Here is a 17,308-nt window from a genome sequence, read left to right on the forward strand (position 1 = left end):
AAGGCGGACGGAGCCAGCCTTGGTGGTGGGATGGGCGGTGACCCCGGCCCGGAGGCCGGGGCTTCGGCGGCGGCTCAGAACTCGGTGGGCTCGCTGGCCTCGGTCTCCGGCTCGAACGTCCCCCGCGGGACGCCGAGCAGCGCGGCGACGTCCCCGTCCCAGGCATCGAAGGCCCGGTCGATCAGGGGGGCGAGGGGCGGCTGGAAGTCGGCCGTGAGGGTCTCGACGCGGTACGGCTCGTTCATGGTGCTCTCCTCGGATGGGGTCGCGCGGGGCCGGTCCGGATCCGTCGCGGGGACGGTCCGGGCGCGGCCGGCTTGGGCCGGCGGATCCCGAGGAGGCGGAGCGCAGCCCGCTTGCTTTCGCAGGCGAGAGCTGGCATACGTCATCGGTCTCGAATGTCGGCCTTGTCCCGGTGGTTGGCCGGTTTGGTATGCGGCGGTCGTGATCACGAGGTCCGGCGGTGACGTGGTCGAGAGGGCTCAAGCTCTCGTCCGGCGTGCCGGACCTTACCCGCTACAGCCTTTCGGCTGCGTAGCGGGCAAGCTCAAAGCGTGCGGCCCGGATCGGGCCGTGCGCTTTTATTTTGCCTCGACGATCACTGCCTGGCCCGGAGGGTCGCGGGAGCGCGCGCGGAGGGCTGCGCGATATCGGTTGCGCATCGAAATTCTCCTCGATAATTGATGAGTTGTTGGATCTAGACTGATCTTATGACGCTCAGGCCTTCGTTGGATCTTTCAGATACCAATGTTGTGCCTTCCGATCATGGTAAACGAGGTTTTTATTCTTAAGACGGGTCTTATTTTTCTCCGAGGCATCGAGCGTGTAGCCGGCGTCCCGGACCGCGTCGTTGACTTCAGTCCCCGACAACCCCTTGGCGCCAGCCTTCGCGAGAGCGTCGACGATGACCTGGGCGACCAGGCCGGAGACTTTCGGCGCCGGCATCCGTTCGGCCTCGTCCGGTACCGGCTCGTCGTCCGGCGCCGGCCGGGCCTCCGCTTTCGTCTCGGCCTGGTCGGCCGCCTGGGCCGGTTCCGGGGCGTATGCCGCCCCTTGCTGCAGGGTCGCGATCATCTGGTCGAGGCGGGCCGCCTTGGCGGTCTCCGCCGCGATGGCGCTCACGTGTTCCAACATGAGCTCCTGAAGCTGCCGCGTCCTGTCCGCGGCGGCTTGCCGGGCCCGGTCGCGCTCCTGGCACATCTGGGTGATCACATCCATTCGGCACCCCCGACCAGGTCCAGGTCCGCATCCAGGTCCGGAGGAGCTCCGCGACCTGATGATCGGACCATAGACCGGGTGCCCGCCCAGCCGCAAGTTCTTTCGCCCAGGTCCACCGGACGTGGTAAACGGAAGCTGACCCGGTCGACCCGGTTGAGTGGCTGAATAAAACCGGGTCGCGCCCCCGGCCAACCTTGTCCGTCCCGTCCCCGGGTCATCCTCCGGCCGAGTGTCGCTTGTCTCCAACGGCGGGCGGCCGTCGACGTACCCTAGGACACCCGCAAACGCGACGTCCGCGTTCGTGGATCTTCAAATCGACGAAGCATTCATTCGAGCACAGGCCGCCGTAACAAATGTCGGTCTCCGTATTCTGATCAGCATCGGCGCCGAGACGAAGGCGTATGCCGCATTTCATCGAGCTGGCCCCCGCGGGTCGGCGGGTAGCGCGACCCTCGCATTGGCCGAGCGGCATTGCCGTCGACAGGGCCCCCGATCCGGCCGGCGACCCGGCCGTCCCGGACCTGGTCGTCACGGGCCTGGCCGACCGGTGGGTTGGGCCGGGGCGCGGATCAGGCACCGACCGGCCGGCCCGTCGTGCCACTCGAAGCCGATCTCGACCAGGCCGGACGCCAGCACGAGGTCGCGGACCGGGTCGAACCTCACGGCGCTTCCCTCCTCGTCGGCGGTGCGGACAAGCTCCTCCAGCAACCCGGCATCCTGCGTCCGAACCGCCTCAGGAGCGACCTGGAGCTCGCCGGTCCCGTTGACATGCATGGGGAGGAGTGATGCGCCGTCCAGCCGCGAGAGGCGACGCATCGCGCGATGTGCGGGCGTGTTGAGCTCGTCGGGGATGGACGCATCGAGGAGCGCATCGGCGTCTTCGGGCGCGAGCGTCGTCGGCGCGCCGTCCGACGAGACGACCGCGGATGATTGCTCGAACCGCCCGGCGGCGACGTCGAAGCGGACCGCCAGGAGCAGCCTGACGCCGGCGCGGGACAGGGCGAGGTCCAGCCGGCCTCCGTGTCTCTCGCCCCGGGCATAGCGGGCGTCCCCGATCTCCAGGCCGGCATGCCGGCGCAGCAGTCGTACTGCGGCCGGCGCGAGCGCCTCGTCGATCAGGTCGCGGGAGAGCGCGCCGGCGAGGCTCCGGCGCCATTGCGGACCGCCCCAGTCCGATGTCCGTGTGCCGCGCGCGGGCGGCGCGAGGAGCGCGGCGGCCGTCCAGCGCAGCGCGGGGACGTCGGCCGCGGCCGCGGGGCCGCGGTGAACCAGGTCGGCCAGGTCGCCGATCAAGGATGGAAGGCCCGGCGACAGCGCCGCCTTGAGCCGGCGCTGGACCAGTGCGGCGGCGTCGGCGAGGGCCGACGAACCGGGTCCGGATGCGGGGCGGCCCGTTCGTGTGGCGCCCGGCGCGAGGCCTTCGAGATCGGCGAGGGCCTGTAGGATGAGCGGCAGCATCCGCAGGTACTCGAAGGCCCGCCCGAGGTGCGCCCGCGTGCCGTCGGCATCCTCGGGGACCCAACGGGCGATCCGTTCCAGGGCGGCCAGCACCTCGGCGTGGGCCCTCAGGGCGAAATCCTTCGGGATCGCGTCGAGCACGGCGCGGTCGGCCGGATGGCGCGACCGGGCTAGGGGGGCGACGATGCCGTCCATCCAGGCCTGCCTGACGTGTTTGCGGATGGCGCTCTGCAGCCCGGGGATCTTGGAGACCTGGAGACCGCCCCCGGAAAGCGCCGCATGCAGGGTGCCCATGGCCGTGTCGACGATGGGCCGCGTGTCGGGATGGGCAAGGGCGGAGATGGCCTGCCGCGCCCGCGCGAGTTCGTGCACGTCCGCCCGCATCGGGCGGACGTCGGCGGGGGAAAGCGGGAAGTCGGGGTCGGGATGCATGGCCGGACGGTGCCCCAGGCGCGCGGGCGTCCGGTCGAGGCGCACGGCACGGCCTCGCACCGGGATTGTGCGCGGAGGCCGGGCCGGGTCGGTCCTGTCCTTGGACGGCGCCCGGGAATCGGGCGCACAGCCCATTGTGCGAGGCGCGCGGCAAGGCACAAACGCCCTCCCCGACCCTGCCGGGACGTGCCGCCGCGCCGCCGTCGGCCGCGACGTTCCCGACGGCAAGCCCGGTGAAGTTCCGCTCGCGCGTTCCGCCATGTCCCGCCTCGACATCCAGGGGTTCTCGGGGACCGGGCCGCCTCAGGCGGCCCGGCGCGAATGCACGGGGCGCCGGACCGCGGCGCGCCGCTTCGGCATCCGTCGCACGACGGCGCTCGCGGTGGGCGTCACCGGTCCGGGCGCGGGCGCCGCCGGCCGGTCCGTTGTGCCGGCGACGCCGCGCGGCCCGGGCCCGAGACGCGGCGATTCGGACCGGGGCCCCGAGCCCGATCCGGGTGCCGCGCCCCGCGCCCTCGGGAGACGGGGCCGGGACCCGAGGGCGAGGGTCATCCGCCCCGGCGGTCCCTGTCGACGACGAACGCCGGCCGCGTGTCGGACAGGCGTCGCCAGGCGTCGAGGTAGGCGCCGAGATGCGGTCTGCGGGTCCGCTCCAGCTCCAGGTAATCCTGGAGGCCCGCGATCGCCCTGTCGTGGGCCGCGGCGTCGGTCCGCCCGGCGAGATACGCATGGCGGACGTAGATGCCGAAGGTCGTCATCGTGTCGGTCTCGCAATACGCCCGGACGCGCTCGATCTGTCCGGCTGCGACCATGTCGGCCACCAGCGACCCGTGCTCGCCGAGTTTGCCCGGCATGCCGACCAGCGCGGCGGCCTCCTCCAGGGTGAGCCGGCTGGCGCACCCGAACCCGGACATCTCGTCCATGACGTCGACGTGGGCGCCGCCGTACCGGTTGCCGTAGCTTGACCAGCGCGTGCCGCGCCGGAACCAGGCTTCCGCCGAGATGCCGTGGAGCATCGTGCGGTGGAGCAGCGTCGGCATGTCGAAGCCGCGGCCGTTCCAGGTGACGAGCCGGAACCTGCCGGAGGCGAAATGCCGCCAGAAGCCGCGCAGGATGCGGGCCTCGTCCCAGCCCGCCTCGCCGCCGCTCCTGCAGGCGGTGACCCGATATTCCTCCAGTCCCGTATCGCCGTCGCGCAGGATCTCCGCCTGCACGAAGCTGACGGCGACCACGGCGTGCCACGCGCATTTCGGAAACCTGTCCCTGGCCCACACCTCGGGCGGCGGCATCAGGGTTTCGTCCGGCACGGTCTCGATATCGACGACGAGGAGCGCGTCCGCATCGACGCCGGTTTCCGCCGCCGGCCGACGGTCGTGGCGGACGGCGGAGCGCGCGCCGGCCGCGGGTGCGCTCGCGTCGGACATGGAGGGGAGCCGAAGCCGGGGCGACGGGGAGCGGGTCTGGTGCATGGGGCGGTTCTCCGGGGCGGCTGTCAGACCAGGATCGTGCGGCTGGCGTCGAACCCGTTCGTCGGGTCGTCCGGGTCGTAGGGGTTGCTCACGACGCGCGTGCGCCCGAGCCGCAGGTCGCAGGCCTGCGGCACGTTCCCGTGGATCCAGACGGCCGGGGCGCCCCACCCCTCCATCACGGGGTCCAGGGCGGAGGCGTGCCAGCAGACCCGCCACGGGTCGAGCACGGGCCTCGCCAGGGCTGGCGGCAGGCAGGACCGGGACGGGGCGAAGGCGGTGACGACCGCGGCGCGGTCGCCCGGGCCGATGTCACGCAGGACCGGGTTCGGCATATGGCCATACAGGCCGGCACCGACGGCGACGGCGTTGAGCCCATCCTCGATGAACGCCCGCGAGCGTGCATGCGCGCCGGCCGCGTCGTGCGGGAAGAAGGGCACCCCGGGTGCGCTCGCCGCCTTGTCAGACACCGTCCAGCGGCTGCGGGCGTGCGCGCGGGCGGTCCGGGCGTTCTCGACGCCGTCCAGGGCGAAGTCGGTCCAGAGCGTCGCCCCCAGGATGATCAGGCCGGGCCGGAGCGGATCGCCGAGGCGAACGGCGCCGTCGTGGAGCACGGTGATGCCCAGCGCCGCCCCAAGCGGCACGGCCTCGGCGAGCGCCTCGCCCACGGGTTCGCCGTCGAGGTACTCCGCCGGTCCCGGGACGAGGACGACCGGCCGCCGACCCTGGCGGCCGCCGAGCGCGTCCGCAAGCCAGCGCACGGACCGGCACAGGCCGGGCGCGATCCCGCCCGGGACGAGCAAGGCGTCGAAGTCCGGCAGCGGGTCCGGCAGCACGTGCGGCGCCCGGTCAATCCTCAGGTCGGACAGGGTCCATAGACGGAACGGGACGGGCTTCGGCGGGGCGGACCGCGCCCCGGGGGCGGCCGGCACGGCGGACGGGCCTTCCGTCGGTGCCGGTGCATGCACCTCGGCCCGGGCCACCGGATCGGGAACGTGGAGCGTCACGGCTGTCCTCCGTCCTGCGCGGCGCGGTGTTGGTCCGCCTCGGCGATCAGCGCCCGGAGCGCGTCGCCCGAGACCAGGCGCCGCGCGATCAGCAGCTCGGCGACGGCCGCCACGGCGGTGCGGTTCGCCTCCATGACGGCCAAGGCCTCGCCGCTCAGCCGGTCGAGGTCGCGCTCGACCGCCCCGAGAAGGGTGGGGTCGAGCGACAGCGCGACCGCCACTTCGTGGGGGGCGCCGCGATACGCCAACCGGTCGCCGAGGCCGAGCGAGGCGTGGTTGCCGGCGAGCAGGGTCGTCACGCGCGCGAGGTCCGAGCGGCTATCGCCGCCCGCCCCGGCGCTCGGCTCCCCGAGGAACAGGATCTCGGCGGCCCGTCCGCACAGGAGCGCGACCGCGAGGCCCTCGATCTCCGCGCGGGTCGGGGACTGGCCGAGGCGGGTCGCCACGGAGGTCGCGCCGAGCGAATCCCGGCGCGGGACCAGGTCGACCTGGGCGACGCGGGCGCCGATCCGCTCGAACGCCACGGCGTGCCCCGCCTCGTGGTACGCGCTCCGACGTCGGTCCGCCGGGCTCCCTTGATCCGGCGGCGCGACGCGGCCGAGCAGGTCCTCCGGGCGCATCGGCCGTCCGGCGGCGCGCGCGGCGGCACGGGCCTCGGACACCCACCCGGCGACCTGGGCGCCGCTGGCGCCGAGCGCAAGCGCGCCGAGCGGCGCGAGGTCCATGTCGGGCACCTCGCCGTCGTCGAGGTGTTGCCGGAAGATGACCGCCAGGTCGGCGGCCGAGGGCGGCTTGATCTCGATCACCCGGCCCAGCCGTCCGGGCCTGATCAAGGCGGGATCGAGCCTATCGCCGTGGTTCGTCGCCGCGATGATGCACACCTCGGGGGCGCCGGGCGCGTTGAGCGCATCGAAACCGAGCAAAATGCTCGTGCACAAGGGGGTCCACCACTCGCGTGCGTGGTTGTCCATCGTGGCCCTATTAGGAATACTGTCAGCTTCATCTAGGAATAAAATACTCGGCGCCAGAGCGCACGCGTGCGTGTACGCGGCATCCCATGCGCGGAGCACGCCACCCAGATGTCCGTCGGATCCGGTGAACCAGGCGCCGACCGAGGTCGCGACCAGCGGCAGGCCCGCGGCCTTCGCGAGCGAGCGGACGAAAGATGATTTTCCTAGTCCCGGGGCGGAGCTGAGGGCGACGTGCCTGTCGAGCCGCTGGAACGCGGGCGCGCCGCCGGAGGCGCGCCAGGTCGCGATCTCGTCGATGAGGCGCGTGCCCCAGGCGTGGGCATCGCCGAAGCCGACCAGGGTCGCGAAATCGGGCGCCGACCCGACGGCGGGATCCGCGGTGGCCTTCGAGCGCGCCGCCGCGGCGAGGCGCGCGACGCAGGCCCGCGCCGTCGTCCCGCGCACCGCGGCGGCGATCTCGAAGAAGTCCAGCCCGCGCGCGATCCCGGGCGGCAGGGTCGGACGCCGCCCCGTGGCGGCCCGGACGACCCGCGCGATCACGGCGTCGGTCGCGCCCGGGAGCCGCACGTGCAGGTCCGCCGCGGCGACGAGGGCCGAAGGCAGGTAGCGCGCGGGCGATTGCGAGACGCCGAGCACCCGGTCGCCGCGGGCGAGCCGGTCCGCCACCCGGTCGTTTCCGCGGTCCGCACGGTCCTCGCTTCTCGAAGCGCCGGTGCGCGCCGCCACGTAACCCCACGCCGCCAGGCGCCCGCACGCCTCGCGGACCGGCTCGACCCAGTCTGCGGCCGGAACCTGGACGACGAGGGCGAAGGCGGGGTCGGCGGCGATGCGGCGGCGCTGGGCGGGCGAGAGCGCCGCTTCGAGCGCGAAGGCCGCGAGCGTCTCGGTCGCGGGACGGCGCTCGTCGGCGGCGACGTCCCCGGTCTCCGCCTCGTTCAGGTCGTCGCGCAGGAATGTCAGGTGGGGCATGGTCGCCTTGCTCCGAGGGTGGGTCGAGGTCCGGGGCCGGGTTACGGCGGGCCCGGGTCGCGGCACGCATCCGCCGGCGACGGCCTACGACGGCACCTCGACGACGCAGGCCGGGTCGAAGGCGGGGTTCTCGCCGTCGTAGCCGAGGGGGTTGCACAGGATCCGGGTCGGACCGATCCGGTGGTCGCGGCGGGCGTGGACGTGGCCGTGAAGCCAGAGGTCCGGGCGGCCGGCGGCGATGAGGCTGCCGAGGTCGCTCGCGAAGGCCGGGTTCAGCACGCTGCCGGCGAAGCCCGGGTCGAGCGAGGCACGGGCGGGGGCGTGGTGCGTGACCACGACGTGCGGTCGCGCCCGCGTGCCCGGCGGGTCGACCTCCAGCAGCGCGCGCTCCAGGAAGGCGCGGCTGGCGGCGTGCAGGGCCGCCGCGTCCCCCGGCCGGAATGTGCGCCAGCCCGGGTTGCGGGTCGTCGCGATGCAACGGTGATCGTTGAGGCCGGCCTGCGCGGCCGCCATGGCCCGCCGGCGGTTGCCCGCGCCGTCGATGCCGTAGTCGGTCCAGAGCGTGCCGCCGGAGAAGGCGACGCCGCCGATCTCGACGGTGTCGTCGTCGAGCAGGGTTACGCCGTGCCGTTCCGCGGCCCGGCGTCCGAGCGCGCGCTCCTCGTCAACGGCCGAGCCGTAGAATTCATGGTTTCCCGGCACGACTACGACCGGCATGATCGGTCGGATGGCCTGGCCCAGCCAGAGGATGGTGTCCGCCAGACCCTGGCCGACGTCGCCCGCGACGACGGCGACGTCGGCTTCGGGGATGTGCCCGGGCGTCCACGGCGCCCCCGACAGGTCGCGATGCAAGTCGCTGAAGATCCAGATCCGCACGTGATCGACTCCGGGGTTCTCGGGAACTTCTCGCTCTTCGGGATGCGGCGGCGGTCACCGCCGAGGCGGGGGGCGGCGCCCGGCCCGCCGCCTTCCGGGTCGGCCCGGACGCCCGCCGCGCACGTCCGGCGGTAGGCCGGCGAGGACGTGGGCGAGGACGGTGCGGGCCGCCGCATCGCCCCGCCAGGCGGCGACGAGCACCGTCGAGAGCGCGAGGTCCACGACGGCGGGGTCCGGTTCGGCGCGCCGCGTGAGGTCGAGCGTGACGGCGATGGCGGCCGCGGCCTCACCCCTCCGGGCCGCGGGCCAGGACCGATGATGCAGGCAGACGCCGCCGGCGAGGGCTCGGCGGACCTCCCGGATCGCGGAGGCCTCGATGTCCGGAAGCCGTGCCGTGCGCCAGAGCGCGAGCGGATGGCTTCCCGCGGGCGGCTCGCGGCGCGGGAGGGTCCGGTCGCGGGGATGGGAATCGTCGCTCGCGCGCATGCGTCCTCCGGGCTCGTGACGGGCAAGACGGACCCGCTCCCGCGCGCCGAGGCGCGCGGGCGGGGTTCGTTCGGACGGGATGGCGGTGGCTAGTGCCGGTCGAGGCGCTCGGCGCCCGTGTCGGGTTGGCCCAGGACGAAGTACCTCGACAGGGTGCGCGCCCAGCGCCGGCCATCGGAGGCGTACAGATCGCTGGTGGTGATGCGGCGGCCGTCGGGGAAGTTCGGATGCCCGTGGACCTCGCCGGTGAGCACCCTCACGGACCGGGTGGAGGCCCGCCACCGCTCAAGGCGCGGGGCGCCGTGCAGGTCCTCCCGCGTCGGCTTGACCTGGTCGCGGATCCCCTGGAGCTCGTCGGCGAGGTCGCGCAGCCGGTCGCCGGCCTCGCGCTCGTCCGGCGCCCGAGCCTGTTCGACGTCGACACCGAGGTTCGCGGCGAACGCGGCGGGGTCGACCTCGGCGGCGTGCGGGTTCGCGGCGGCGGCGCGCAGGGCGGCGAGCAGCGTGACGGAGGCCCCGAGGCTGCGGCTCGTGCGATCCCCTTCGGCGATGCGCTGTGCCTCCCCGCGGCCGAACGCCGGCACGACCGTCGGCAGGGTCCGGACACGGCCTCGACCCGGCACGAGCGCCTCGTGCCCACGCATGACGCGGCCGAACGCGTCGGCAGCGGCGGCTCCGCCGCTGCGCCCGCACCCGAGGAGCCAGGGCGGCGAGACCACGTCCAGACCGAAATCCTCCGACGGGTTCATGCCCGCGAGCGCCGACGCCGCGGCATGCTCCTCGAAGGGGGTCGGGCCCACCGGCAGCACCGGCGCGTCGATGCGCGCCCTCAGCCCGAGGTTCCCCAGGCACGCCGCCGGCAGGTCGAGGACGAGATCGTCGTCCCGCCCCACGGCCTCGGCCGCGATCTCTCCCGCCTCCCGTGCGTCGCGCGCCTCGCGCTCGCTGACGGTGAGGCCCTCCTCCGTGACCGTCCGGCCCGGCAACGGGGCCTCCTCGGGGAACCTGACGCGCAGGAGCGTGACGGGGCGGCCGAGAACGCCATAGGCGTCGGCGAGGAGGAGCGCGGCGTAGGCGGCATGGGTCCGGCCAGCGGAACCGAAGAAGGCAGAGATCAAGGGCAATCTCCATGACGGAATCCGGACGCCGGCGCGCCCGGTGGAATGGCCACCGGGCGCGCGACGTCGGACACGTTGTGATTGATCCGTGAATCTTAAGGCAAAAGAGCGGAAATGAACAGCATAATCTGACTATTATCAAGAGCCATATTTTCGGGATGGTTAACGGCGTCGTGGCATATAGTCTTGGGCGCTTCGGATTACTTACGCATACGCGCGAGGTGGACCGGCGTGACGGTGCCGGAGGTACGCTTCCTGCGACCGGCACGGGGCCCCGTGTGACACGTCCGGACCGCGCCCGGCGACCCGAGCGGCGACCTGCGGTCGAAGCCGGCCGGTGCTTGGATCCCCACGCCCCATGCCGTCGTCGCGCAGATGACCCGCTGCGCCCCTGAGAGCCGGGCTTGACCGACCGCCGTGACCGCCGGTTCGGCGCGACGGTCGCCCGGTCAGCACCGATGCCGGGACGAGCCGGCGGCCGGGTCGCAAGGGGGGACCACGCCTCAGGCAGTTCAGGAATTGACGGGTGCGGATCTCGCGGGCGCTGACGGACGCGACAAGGGGCCGTGCCCGCGGCCCGGCCCCGAGGAGGGCGGGACGCCGACGGCGGTCGGCACGAGCGCGGGACCGCGCGACGCGCGATAGACAGTGCGCCGGGAGCGACCAGGGATCCGATAACCAGTAATTTCTGTATTTCTAGACTTACAGAAATACAGATGGCAAGATTCCCTCGATGCATCGGCCCAAAGGAGGACGCCGTGATCGCGACCATCCATTCCAACGACCGCACCGGCCTCCTGGCCGCAGCGTTGGTGGCCGGCGGCCTGACCGCCGCCGGCTCCCGTCCCACCGTCGTCGCCGTCGGCGCCAACGGCGCCCAGGCCTGTGGCCTGGCACGCCTCTCGGGTTCGTTCGACCTGCTCCGCCCCGATCCCGGCGACGCGGCGGCCGTCCTGTCGGGACTGGCGGCACGGTCGGAAGGCGACGTGATCGCCGTCCTGCCGACGGACCTGCTTCGCGAGGGCGGTCCGGGCGAACCCGGGCACCTTCGCGTCGTGGCCACGGCGTGCCGGCTGACCGCGGCCCAGGCCCTGCACGCGACCGCGTCGGGGGCGTGGCACCTTCGCTGCGACAGCGGGCTCGGCCAGCCGGCCTGGCGGATCGCCCCGCGCGTCCTGCCCCTCCGGCTGCCGAGGCTCTCGCCGCTGGAACAGATGCGGCTGCTCGCGGGAGATCTCGGCGGCGGCATGCGGTACGCGGCGGTCGCGCTCGCCGCCACCCTCCTCGCCGTCTCGGCGGATCCGGACGCCGAGCGCTTCGAGGCGGGTGACCTGGCCGCGCTCATGTCGCCGCTTTCCCCGGCCCGGGACCGTGCCCTGCACGAGCGGCTCCTCGACTGCGCTGCCGCCCTGGCCGACCCGGTTCTCCGAGACGCCCCCGTCGGCACCGCCGAGGCCGCGGGCGACCGAATCCGCAAAGCCCGCCCGACGCCGGTGGCGACCGCTCGCCTCCGCGCAACGCAACCCGCCCGCCTTCGCGCCTGACGGAAAGGACCAGAGCGATGATCAACCGCACGAAACCGAACCGCCTCTCGCCAGCGCCCCGGCCGCGCGTCGCCTCGCCCGGGACCGCTCGTCCCGGTCGCTCCGGAAGCGCCCGCCGGGCGCGCGCCGGGGCGGGCTTCTCCCGCGCCCGGATCGGACAGGGCGACCTCTCCCGCGACCGGGCGCCGACGGCGCCCCCGCACCGGGACGCGAACCCCTACGAGGCGTTCTACGCCTTGTCGGCGGACGGTGTCGGCCTGCTCGACCCCGGTTTCGACGACTGGGACTTGGACCCGTGCGTCCTCGTCGGGCTGTCGCCGTACCGCGGCGACGAGCCGGACGACGCGTGACCGCTTCCCGGGGCCCCACGGCGAGGGCGCCCGGGGGATGCGAGCCGGCACGGACCGGCTTCCGCGTCGCAGCGGGAGCCGGCGCACGGCGAAGGACCGGCTTTCGGAGCCTCAGAAATCGTCTCGGACGCGGCGTCTCGGCGAACGCGTAGCGGGTATCGTTATGCGTGACGCGTTACGGGCGTCGACCCTTCGGCTTGATCGGGAAGCCGGGACACGGGGTTGTGGCATGGTCGGGGAGCGGTCGGTCGAGCCGCCCAGGTTGTCTCCGGGAGGGACGAGGCGACGCCGCATCGAGGATGCCGCGCCGCGGCCGGACGCCCCGGCAGGCGGAGGCACCGGAGGTGGTTCGGGTCCGCCGGGCGTGCCGGAGGATGGAGCCGGTCACCGTTGTCACGCGCCTCGCGACCGGTCTCGGCGCCGGTGCCGATGCATCCGCTGCCCCACGGCACCGCGCCGCGCTGATGGGGCGGGACTGGCGAGCGTGCAGGGACGCAGCGGCCGGTCACGAGGGAGCGGAACCTCCGTGCGTCGGCGCGCGCGGTCGGACGCCCATGCCGCGGCCATAGTTCTAGATATACAGAAATAAGGGTTGCGCACCCCGTGCCGCGTCTCCATGGTGCTTCCATGGAGCTCGAACTCGCGGCACGACAGTTGGAGGCCCTCGGCAATCTGACCCGCCTGAGGGTGTACCGTACGCTCGCGCGGGCGGGCCGAGACGGCCTGCCGGTCGGTGCCCTCCAGCGGCGCGTCGATGTCCCGGCCTCGACGCTCTCCCATCATCTCCACCGTCTGATCCAGACCGGTCTGGTCGCCCAGGAACGCCAAGCCACGACACTGGTCTGCCGGGCGGTCGATCCGGCGATGAACGCCCTGATCGGCTTCCTCGATGAGGGTGGGCATCGGGAGCGGTCGGCCGGTCCCGCGTCGATGTCGGCCTGATCGACCGTTGTCCGCGACCGGGCATGCAACCTTCGCTCGACCGGCGCCGTTCCGACCGCCGCGACCCGTCCGGGCCCGCGCGGCCTTGCCCGGCGGAGGCGCGCCGCTGAGACTTGCCGACGACAGCGCCGATCGGGGCGGCGATGGTATGCTCCGGCCCGAATCCGGATTTTGGGAATGCCGCGCCGATGCGCCTGACGGAAGAGACCGGGACGGATCACCGCCCCTCGGACGAGGCCTGGATCGGCAACCTGATCCGGCATTGGCGCGAGGACCCCGGCGCCTCCTATCGGACCTGGTTCCTGTGGGAGGAGCGCATCAAGAACTTCCGCTCGATCCGGCGCGGCCTCCAGGCGGTGATAGACGAGATCCGGGCCGACGCGTTCGGCAACGCCTATCGCGGCTCGTCCTTGGAAACGGTGGTCCACTCCATCGCGGAGCAGCGCCAGGTCTTCAAGGGCGCCGACCACGCATTCCTCTGGAAGCCTAAGCTGCGCATCCCCGACATCTACGAAGACCGCGCCAACCAGGTTGCGTTCGGCCGGTTCCTCGACGCCTGCCTGTGCTGCAGTGCAGAGGACGGGGTGCTGGCCGCCATCCACGGCCTCGACCGGCAACGCATCAAGGGGCTGGGTCCGGCCGCGGCGAACCTGCTGTACTTCCTGCACCCCACACTTGTGCCCCCGTTCAACACGGCCATCGTGAAGGGCTACAACGCCATCGCCGGCGCCAATGTGAAGCTCGGCAAGTGGGACGAGTACCTCGCCATGCGCCGGGGCATCGTCGCCCTCAACGCCGCCCATCGCGGCCTGCTCTCCAACGATTACGGCGCCATCGCGGGCTTCCTGTTCGACGTCGGGTCCGGGCGATACCCGCTGCCGGAGCGCGACGGGGCCGCCGCGCTGGCGCGCTGGCGCGAGGATCTCGACCGAGTGCGGGCGGAGGCCGCGGCCACGGCCTCCAAGGCGGCGCTCGCCGCGCGTGAGGCGGACCACACCCACACCGAGGTCCAGGGCTGGCTGCGCGACCTCGGCCTCGCCCTCGGCTTCGACGTCTGGATCGCGTCGAACGACGGCAACCGCCCCTATGCCTCCGGCCGCCTGTCCGACGGCTGCCTCGACCGCCTGCCCGGGCGGCTGACGGCGAATGGGTCGGCCGAGATGGTCCGGCTCATCGACGTGATCTGGCTGGACAAGGCGGACGGCGACGTCGCGGCCGCCTTCGAGGTCGAGCACACGACGAGCATCTACTCGGGCATCGTGCGGATGCTCGACCTGGCGCTCGGGGTCGAGGGCGGGGCCGCGCGCAACTTCTTCCTGGTGGCGCCCGACAACCGCGAGGAGGACGTGCGCGCGCAGTTCGCCCGGCCCGCCTTCTCGCGGGTGGCCGAGCTCGACCTGCGCTACCTGCCCTACAGCGAGCTGCGCGGGCACCGGGAGACGATCGCCCGCTTCGGGAGCGGCCTGAAGGGCGTGCTCGCCATCGCTAAGCCCGTCGGGCGTCCGCGCTGACCCCGGTGACCGGCGCGACGAAGCCGGCCGGAGGGATTCGGTCGTCATTCCAGCGGCTGGCCGAGAGCGTCCGGAGGTCGCGCAACCGCATCGGCCACTATCGCGCCGTCCTCGACGAGGGACCGACCAACCACCACGCCGACGCCCTGGACCCGATCCGCTGGTGCCGTCCGACCATCGCGCGATGGGCGAGCACCGTGTCACGGGTGGCCGCCGTCGTCATCGGGCGTCCAGCCGCGGGCGCGGGTTCCGAGGGCGCCGGACCGCACGCGCGGATCCCGACGGTCACCGAAGACGTTCGCGGCGCGGCCGATGTTCCGCCGTCGGCCGGGATGCCGGTGGCCCCACGACAACGAACTCCGCCGGTGCGGCCGGACCCCGCGGCGTAGCCTTCGAGCGGGCGTCGGATAAGTCGGCTGTCGCGTCGCGGTGGCCCCGCTCGCCGCGGGCCTCGGCCGCGGGCGTCATCCGGCCCTCGCCGCCGGGGCCTCGGCCGGGCTCTCACCGTCCCAGGGAGCCTCGCCCACGAGGGCGGCGAAGCGCTCGTCCGGGAGTTCCTCGAACGGCCTCCGCTCCGCTATGCGCTGGCGCAGCTTCCACCGGAGCAGCCGGGGCGTGATCCTCTGGAAGCGCCCCGTCGCCGCGACCAACTCAGGATCCAGGCCGCCGAGGATGCCTTCCGCCGTCTGTGCCCCGCCTCTGGCGAGAAGGGCGTGGACCTCCCGCATGAACAAGCGCCAGAACGGCCGCTTTCCCATCGCCGCGACCGCCTCGGCGAGTGGCGGCTCGGGCGTCGCCGCGACGTCCGGCTCGGGCTCGGCCAGCCCGAACCGATGGCCGACGAGGGTCAGCCCGTTGCCGTCCTGCACCAGGCGCAGGAGGTGATAGCGCAGCCACGCCTCGGTGAGCGGGAAACCCGCCCGCTCGCCCTCCTGCTTGAGCCGGGTCGGGAGCGCTCTCAGGAGCGGGTGGACCGCCATGGGGCCGCGTTGGCGCACCGCCGCTTCGACCGCGTCCCGCACCTGCCCCCAGAAGTCGTTCGCCTCTCGCGCCAGCTTGAGCCCGTGCGCGGTATCGACAAACCCGGGCCCGGCGCGACCCTGCGCGAGGGAGTCCGCCTCTCCCGCGGCGGAAACGGGCGGCGCGGCCCCGCCGGCCTGAGTGCCGACGGCCCGCACCCGGTCGAGCTCGACCTGCAACGCCGCGACCCGCTCCTCCAAGAGATCGACCCGGTCCAGCGCCTCGTCGAGCAGATCCCTCGCCGCGGCCCTGCAATCCTCGGCTCCGACGAAGTCCGCCAGACCCGCCCGGGCCGCTTCGACCCGGGCCAACTCAAGCAGCTCCCGCCCGATCACCGTAAGCCGCCTCTCGAACGCCTCCGGCAGGTCCGCCCGTTCGATGGCCGGCCGGTAGTCCTCCCTGTCCTTCCACTTCCTGAGCTCGCGAGCGATGTCGCCGAACGACCCGCCGCCGAGCTCCCTCCGGACCGTGCGGACCGAGACCCGCTCCTTGGTGCCACCGGGCGGTGCCGGCCTGGCCCGTATCCGATCCGCGGCTGTCCAGACCCCGTTCTCCGTCACCATGCCCGCCATCCCAAGCCGTTACCGGTATCATCGCCGCGAGCGGTGAAGAAACGGTCGCGGTCCGCGTGGAGGCTCGGTGTGGGCGCGAGCGCGAGCCGGACCCGAAGGCGACCGGACAGATAGGCCGCGGGAGGCCTTCGGATTGAGGAACGCCCGGTCGGCGAACGCCCCCATCGTGTAACGCGTACGCATAACGTTACCCGTTATGCGTACGCCTCGGAGTCGCGTGCCAACCGCCGGCGGCAGCAGCCGCCATCCCGCCTTGAGCCGCCGGAAACCTCGCTACCACCGAAGACGTACTTCGTCGGCCTGCCTCGCCGCACTACGAAGCCATTCAGGACCGTCGCGGCCGACCAGAAGGTGATCCTGTCGGCCCGTACGCAGGGGCCTCACCGAGGTGCGGCGGCCCGCGAGATCTCGGCACGGGACGGCAGGGGCGCCCATGCTCTTATCCAAGTGCGGTTGCTGCGGGCGGACGGTTCGCACCGACGCGACGAGGTGCCCGAGCTGTCGCGCCGCAACCGGGGCGGGCATGCGCCCTTCCCCGAACGAGGCGGCATACCGGATCTGCATGCTCGCGGACGCGTGCGCCGTCCTCTTCTGGCTCCTCGTGATCCGCCGATAGGCGCGGACCGGCCTACATCCGCTCCTTGATGCCGGAGCCGACGAGCCACCAGTTCACCGGGTAGCTGGTCAGGAATCCCGCCACCATCGCGACCTGCATGGCGAACCAGAACTCGACCGAGTTCACCGGGGCGCGCTGGCCGGCCCAGTGCGGGAACAGGAAGAATTGGGCGAACGCCATGAAGCCGTACATGCCGACCTGCCAGGCGATCAGCGAGACGGTGTCCGCCTTCACGGCCGCCACCAGACCCTCGCCGGGGGATAGCCCGCGCATCGGCACGATGGCGTAATACTGGAACGCGATCCCGAGCGCGTACGCGAACACGAAATCCAGGACCCAGACCGCGTACATCTTCTCATCGAAGAGGGAGTGCCAGCCGAACCAGACGGCGACGGCCGGCACCACGAAGGCGAGCCACTCGGCGGCGACATCGCCCAGCAGGCAGCCGCTGCCGCAGTGGAGCGCACCCTTGCCGACCATCACCGGGAAGGGCATCCCCGTCGTGTTCGGCGGCTTCTCGCCCCGCTCCTTCGCGTCGTGGTGCGCCTCCATGGTCGCGAGCCGGCCGTAACTGAAATAGGCCCAGACCACGACCACCGTCCCGAACAGGGCGCTGATCGGCCAGACCACGTTCATCACGGTCATGTGCTGCGGGTGACGGATCACCTGCGCCGACAGCAGCAGCGAGCAGGCCGCCCCGAGCAGCAGCGCGGCGATCGAGATGGCATGGAGCCAGGTCGGGAACATGCGCG

Annotated in this window: 15 protein-coding genes; 4 read left to right on the forward strand and 11 right to left on the reverse strand. The window is 72.9% G+C overall.

Features of this window, described 5'->3' with window-relative positions; all coding sequences use genetic code 11:
• Positions 1–74 precede the first annotated feature (74 nt).
• From J4O73_RS00180 to J4O73_RS00220, 9 genes are all read right to left on the reverse strand, one after another.
• Positions 75–245: a hypothetical protein gene (locus tag J4O73_RS00180; RefSeq protein WP_160320619.1), complete on the reverse strand. Its 171-nt coding sequence runs from the start codon at positions 243–245 to the stop codon at positions 75–77.
• A 472-nt stretch (positions 246–717) separates the two neighbouring features.
• Positions 718–1,218 (reverse strand): hypothetical protein, encoded by a 501-nt coding sequence (locus tag J4O73_RS00185; RefSeq protein ID WP_050735132.1) that lies wholly within the window; start codon positions 1,216–1,218, stop codon positions 718–720.
• Positions 1,219–1,746: 528 nt separating this feature from the next.
• A complete protein-coding gene (locus J4O73_RS00190) occupies positions 1,747–3,153 on the reverse strand; it encodes a hypothetical protein (RefSeq protein WP_111473126.1) in 1,407 nt (468 codons plus the stop codon).
• Positions 3,154–3,656: 503 nt separating this feature from the next.
• Entirely contained in the window at positions 3,657–4,577 is a 921-nt protein-coding gene (locus J4O73_RS00195) for a 3'-5' exonuclease (protein WP_050735130.1), read from the reverse strand.
• Positions 4,578–4,600: 23 nt separating this feature from the next.
• On the reverse strand, positions 4,601–5,581 hold the full coding sequence (locus J4O73_RS00200; protein WP_050735129.1) for a hypothetical protein: 981 nt from the start codon (positions 5,579–5,581) through the stop codon (positions 4,601–4,603).
• Positions 5,578–7,521, reverse strand: a complete 1,944-nt coding sequence (locus J4O73_RS00205; RefSeq protein WP_050735128.1) for an AAA family ATPase — start codon at positions 7,519–7,521, stop codon at positions 5,578–5,580. Before J4O73_RS00205 ends, J4O73_RS00200 begins: the two co-directional genes overlap by 4 nt.
• Positions 7,522–7,605: 84 nt before the next feature.
• A complete protein-coding gene (locus tag J4O73_RS00210) occupies positions 7,606–8,397 on the reverse strand; it encodes a metallophosphoesterase (RefSeq protein ID WP_050735127.1) in 792 nt (263 codons plus the stop codon).
• 54 nt (positions 8,398–8,451) lie between these two features.
• Positions 8,452–8,883 carry a hypothetical protein gene (locus J4O73_RS00215; RefSeq protein ID WP_050735126.1) on the reverse strand — a complete coding sequence of 144 codons (432 nt, stop codon included), beginning with the start codon at positions 8,881–8,883 and terminating at the stop codon, positions 8,452–8,454.
• Positions 8,884–8,972: 89 nt separating this feature from the next.
• Positions 8,973–10,001 carry a hypothetical protein gene (locus tag J4O73_RS00220; protein WP_007565570.1) on the reverse strand — a complete coding sequence of 343 codons (1,029 nt, stop codon included), beginning with the start codon at positions 9,999–10,001 and terminating at the stop codon, positions 8,973–8,975.
• 758 nt (positions 10,002–10,759) lie between these two features.
• Here J4O73_RS00220 and J4O73_RS00225 point away from each other — a divergent pair.
• The 4 genes from J4O73_RS00225 (at position 10,760) to J4O73_RS00240 (ending at position 14,348) form a co-directional block, all read left to right on the forward strand.
• On the forward strand, positions 10,760–11,545 hold the full coding sequence (locus J4O73_RS00225) for a hypothetical protein (RefSeq protein WP_050735125.1): 786 nt from the start codon (positions 10,760–10,762) through the stop codon (positions 11,543–11,545).
• A gap of 17 nt (positions 11,546–11,562) precedes the next feature.
• The gene (locus tag J4O73_RS00230; protein ID WP_050735124.1) at positions 11,563–11,895 is read left to right on the forward strand and encodes a hypothetical protein; all 333 of its coding nucleotides are present in this window, start codon (positions 11,563–11,565) and stop codon (positions 11,893–11,895) included.
• 627 nt (positions 11,896–12,522) lie between these two features.
• On the forward strand, positions 12,523–12,837 hold the full coding sequence (locus J4O73_RS00235; RefSeq protein WP_050735123.1) for an ArsR/SmtB family transcription factor: 315 nt from the start codon (positions 12,523–12,525) through the stop codon (positions 12,835–12,837).
• A gap of 188 nt (positions 12,838–13,025) precedes the next feature.
• Positions 13,026–14,348 carry a hypothetical protein gene (locus tag J4O73_RS00240; RefSeq protein WP_050735159.1) on the forward strand — a complete coding sequence of 441 codons (1,323 nt, stop codon included), beginning with the start codon at positions 13,026–13,028 and terminating at the stop codon, positions 14,346–14,348.
• A 464-nt stretch (positions 14,349–14,812) separates the two neighbouring features.
• On the opposite strand, the gene J4O73_RS00245 is transcribed toward J4O73_RS00240, so the two are convergent.
• On the reverse strand, positions 14,813–15,931 hold the full coding sequence (locus J4O73_RS00245) for a DNA-binding protein (protein ID WP_050735158.1): 1,119 nt from the start codon (positions 15,929–15,931) through the stop codon (positions 14,813–14,815).
• A gap of 637 nt (positions 15,932–16,568) precedes the next feature.
• Positions 16,569–17,303, reverse strand: a complete 735-nt coding sequence (locus tag J4O73_RS00250; RefSeq protein WP_050735121.1) for a DUF4396 domain-containing protein — start codon at positions 17,301–17,303, stop codon at positions 16,569–16,571.
• Between the last annotated feature and the right edge of the window lie 5 nt (positions 17,304–17,308).

Origin of the sequence: Methylobacterium sp. NFXW15, assembly GCF_049887755.1 — a bacterium.
Taxonomy (GTDB): domain Bacteria; phylum Pseudomonadota; class Alphaproteobacteria; order Rhizobiales; family Beijerinckiaceae; genus Methylobacterium.

Coding starts and splice junctions, on each gene's coding strand:
- J4O73_RS00180 (WP_160320619.1), bottom strand. CDS start 245: ATGAACGAGCCGTACCGCGTCGAGACCCTCACGGCCGACTTCCAGCCG.
- J4O73_RS00185 (WP_050735132.1), bottom strand. CDS start 1,218: ATGGATGTGATCACCCAGATGTGCCAGGAGCGCGACCGGGCCCGGCAA.
- J4O73_RS00195 (WP_050735130.1), bottom strand. CDS start 4,577: ATGCACCAGACCCGCTCCCCGTCGCCCCGGCTTCGGCTCCCCTCCATG.
- J4O73_RS00205 (WP_050735128.1), bottom strand. CDS start 7,521: ATGCCCCACCTGACATTCCTGCGCGACGACCTGAACGAGGCGGAGACC.
- J4O73_RS00215 (WP_050735126.1), bottom strand. CDS start 8,883: ATGCGCGCGAGCGACGATTCCCATCCCCGCGACCGGACCCTCCCGCGC.
- J4O73_RS00230 (WP_050735124.1), top strand. CDS start 11,563: ATGATCAACCGCACGAAACCGAACCGCCTCTCGCCAGCGCCCCGGCCG.
- J4O73_RS00235 (WP_050735123.1), top strand. CDS start 12,523: ATGGAGCTCGAACTCGCGGCACGACAGTTGGAGGCCCTCGGCAATCTG.
- J4O73_RS00240 (WP_050735159.1), top strand. CDS start 13,026: ATGCGCCTGACGGAAGAGACCGGGACGGATCACCGCCCCTCGGACGAG.
- J4O73_RS00245 (WP_050735158.1), bottom strand. CDS start 15,931: ATGGTGACGGAGAACGGGGTCTGGACAGCCGCGGATCGGATACGGGCC.
- J4O73_RS00250 (WP_050735121.1), bottom strand. CDS start 17,303: ATGTTCCCGACCTGGCTCCATGCCATCTCGATCGCCGCGCTGCTGCTC.